The sequence below is a fragment of the Bartonella sp. AU15XJBT genome, from assembly GCF_028618615.1.
Classification (GTDB): Bacteria; Pseudomonadota; Alphaproteobacteria; order Rhizobiales; family Rhizobiaceae; genus Bartonella.
Genome location: NZ_JAQITG010000063.1, coordinates 1 through 3,704 on the forward strand (window position 1 = coordinate 1; position 3,704 = coordinate 3,704).

The window sequence follows — 3,704 nt, forward strand, 5'->3', positions numbered from 1 at the left end:
CTGCTGTTTCTAATAATTCCCATGTCTATGGTAATGCTCATGTCTATGGCAATGCTATTATTTATGATAATGCCTATATTTATGACAATGCTAGGGTTTATGAATACGCTCGTATAGCAAATGACGTGCATGTTTATGAAAATGCTCATATCCATGGCATTGCTGTTATTCGTGAAAATGTCGGCGGGTCTACTAAAATAAAAACCTATATTGAACAGCTTTCCCCTTATAGCGAATTAGAGATTGTCTGGGTCTAATTAATAAAGCTGTGTAAATGAAAGTACAGGCGCGGCGGGGGCGCCTCCTTTCAATCCAATTTTCCATTCCAAATTTTAGAAAATGTTTATCACATTAGATTGTGAGGGTACTCCTATGTGCAAAAAATACGAATTAACCAGTGAAATCAAAAAAATAAAACATGCTCTTACTCGAAATATTATAAACCTTTATCGCATTCGTGCTTTAAGGGATTTTGATGATATAAAAGCGGGTGCTTTAGGCGGTTTTATCGAAAAGGAAGTCAACCTATCCCATGATGGCAATTGCTGGGTCTATGATGAGGCTTGTGTCTATGGTCATGCCCGTGTTTATGATGATGCAAAAATACGGCATTATTCTCAAGTCTGTGGTCTCGTCTATGGCAATGCTGAGGTCTATGGAAAGGCTTTTATCTCTCAATATGCAAAGATTTATGATCAGGCTTGTGTTTATGGGAGTGCTCATGTTTATGGCAATGTTTATGGCAATGCTCATGTGAGTGGTGCTGCTCGCGTTCTTGCTGATGCTCATATTTATGACCATGCCCATGTTTCTTATGATGCTACGGTTTTTAGTTATGCACGCGTCTATGGTCATGCCAAGGTTTGTGGCTCTGCTTGCATTTATAGCCATGCGAAAATTTATAATTATGCTGTGATTAATGGTCGTGCAAAGATTTATGGCAAGGTCTATGGCAATGCGCGCGTGAGTGGCTCTTGTGAGATTTATGGCTCTGTTTATGGGAATGCAAAAATCTCACATTGTGCAACGATCTGGGGGCGTGCTTATGGCAATGCAATAATCAACACAAAAAGCAAAGCAAAGTTGGTTCCAAAAAATTATGAGGTTTATGAAAACAATAATGTTGTTAAGATTATTGATAAAACAGAATAAAAATAGGCATGGGGGTGCCTTCTTGATAGCTATAAACGCATCATAAAAGAAAGAATTCAAAAAAAAGCCGTGCCAATTGATATGACGCGGCTTTCTAAGAACGATTCTAATGATTAAAATTAATCATCCACAATGGAGGAGTTAATTCATATATACAAAACGTATCATATTGCAAGCGCTTTATTAAAGATATGAAAATTTATCAAAAGGAATGATGATGCATATGATCTTTAATCATTCATTTGAATGAGAAAGCCTATGAACGCTTTTTTACTCTCAAACGTATTAATCATAACACTCTCATTTGTGAGGTGTCTTTTGAAACAAAGCACATGATCAAGATGCTTCTTTAAAACGTTTTAAAACACTAAGCTCAAAATTGAGTTGAGTGAATTTCAAATAACGCATTTTCTAAAATCAAAACCTATCAAAACGCTTTTTAGATTCATCTCAATATAATCAAAAGAAAATGCATCTTAAAATGAATGTCTTGTAAAAACGTTCTTTTTACATTTGCAAACGTTGGTTTTCAAAACAATCTCTCATAAAGACAATAAACAGCCAAACAACCGCTTTTATCAAATGTAAGGCTTTAAAACATCAGTTTCAAACGTTTAAACATTCATTTAGAGAGGCTCTCATAAGCGTATTTTTACTTTTCTTTAAATGTAACTTTTTACAAATAAGCTGGCTTAATTTTGAGTTGGCAAAATCAACCAGCTCAAATTCGAGCTCGTTATCTTTAGAATAGAGCATTCTTTAAACAATGGCGTTTTGTCTAAAAATTTAGAAAAATTCCATGCCTTGTAATGTTATAACGATTTTGAAGTTTGTTTGCTTATCTTGTCTAAAGAGATGCCCTCAAATTTGAGGAGACTAAAATCACTCAATCCAAATTGGGGGTAACCTCGTTTGCTTTCATATTATACTCTTAAAACGTTTTTTGCTTGCTTGCGTTAGATCATTCATAAAGGCTTTCAATTTCATAAGATATGACGTTTTGAATTTCATATTTATTGTGATGATAGAGGCTGTACAATGCCTGCCTATCGTTTTCTAAATTTTTAGTAAGCGTTTTAAAAGCGATCTTATCCTTAATCCTTTTATGCAATCTTTATAAATTAAATCCATAAGCTTACGATAGTTTCAAACGACCACCCTCTAATAGGTAATAAAATATTGCTATAAGAGATATAGATTTTTGCTCCCCAATTTTGGGAAGCAATAATTTTGGTTTTTATACGATTAAACAATCCAATCTTTAAAACAAGCTGTGATCTTTAAACGTATGCGATTTATGTTATCGATAATTCCAAACGACTAAATTTTTAAACAATGCGATTTGTGCTGTGAAAAAACGTATCATAAAATTTATGAACTGTTATGAATGATATCTGCTTTTCATTTCATTTGAATGCAACCATGCGTTATAATATTTGCACCATGATTTGCTTTTTATGGTCTATTCATAGATGGCAATCTTATATAAAAAATAATCAAATGAATCACGTATAAAAGTGTGGATTCTTAAGTGGATTCATATAAAATAATTACACTCAACATATTGACTTTATTGTGTTTTTTGATATTATATCTTATATAACAGACACAAGGTGTGAAAGCGTTTTTCTATGGCGATAAACATTTTGACTAGCCGGTATTGGTCCGCCTGTCCTAACCCGAATATATTGACACGTCATCAGAATACCTTTCTGTAAGGAATATTATTATTGACATTACACATCATGTGCATTATAGTGCACTAATGATATTCATTCATAAAACGATAGAATTTGATAATTGGCTTAAGAAACTCAAAGATAAAAAGGCTAAAGCGATTATTCTTCAACGTGTTGTACGCTTAAAACAAGGACTTTTGGGTGATGTTAAGTTCTTCAATAGCATAGGTGAATTACGTATCCACTATGGGGCTGGTTACAGAATTTATTTTACAAAAAAAGGCTCTGATTTTATCCTCTTGTTATGCGGTGGAGATAAATCAACGCAGCAAAGGGATATTGAACAAGCGTTAAAGTTAAAAGAGGAGTACAGTGATGAAAACAACCCCATTTAAACCAGAAGAATATCTTGAAGACATTGAAGTACAACAAGCATTTCTCAATGAAGCCTTCAAAACTGGTGATGCTGCTCATATAGCCGATGCCATTGGTATTGTTGCTCGCTCTCAAAATATGCGCGCCTTAGCAAAAGAAACTAATCGCGAACGCAGTGGATTATATCGCTCCTTAAGTAAAACGGGTGACCCCAAGCTTTCTACCTTAGTTGCTGTCTTATCTGCCCTTAACTTACAACTCTCTGTACAATCTTCTACTTCATAAACTGAGAGGCGTTAATAGATACCTCCTCTCAATTTTAGTGATTGGTTACGAATTCAACGACGATACTTGCTTCACCGGCTTGTACTGTTTTGTCTGCTTTAGCATAGAGAGTAAGCTCTTTATCATAAGGAACAAACTCCTTTTGATTGGTAGGCTTAACCTCTTTAACTGCCTGTTGTTTGATTTCTGCTTCCCCAAACTCATTCCCGCCAG

General features: G+C 34.6%; 3 protein-coding genes and 1 pseudogene. All 4 read left to right on the top strand.

Annotation, left to right across the window (positions count from 1 at the left end; translation table 11 throughout):
- Positions 1-257 (top strand): annotated as a pseudogene (locus PVV57_RS09790) (hypothetical protein); the annotation flags it as partial.
- A gap of 115 nt (positions 258-372) precedes the next feature.
- Positions 373-1,152 carry a hypothetical protein gene (locus PVV57_RS09795; protein WP_273783990.1) on the top strand — a complete coding sequence of 260 codons (780 nt, stop codon included), beginning with the start codon at positions 373-375 and terminating at the stop codon, positions 1,150-1,152.
- A gap of 1,765 nt (positions 1,153-2,917) precedes the next feature.
- On the top strand, positions 2,918-3,226 hold the full coding sequence (locus PVV57_RS09800) for a type II toxin-antitoxin system RelE/ParE family toxin (protein ID WP_273719605.1): 309 nt from the start codon (positions 2,918-2,920) through the stop codon (positions 3,224-3,226).
- On the top strand, positions 3,207-3,491 hold the full coding sequence (locus PVV57_RS09805; protein ID WP_273783991.1) for an addiction module antidote protein: 285 nt from the start codon (positions 3,207-3,209) through the stop codon (positions 3,489-3,491). Before PVV57_RS09800 ends, PVV57_RS09805 begins: the two co-directional genes overlap by 20 nt.
- Positions 3,492-3,704 lie beyond the last annotated feature (213 nt).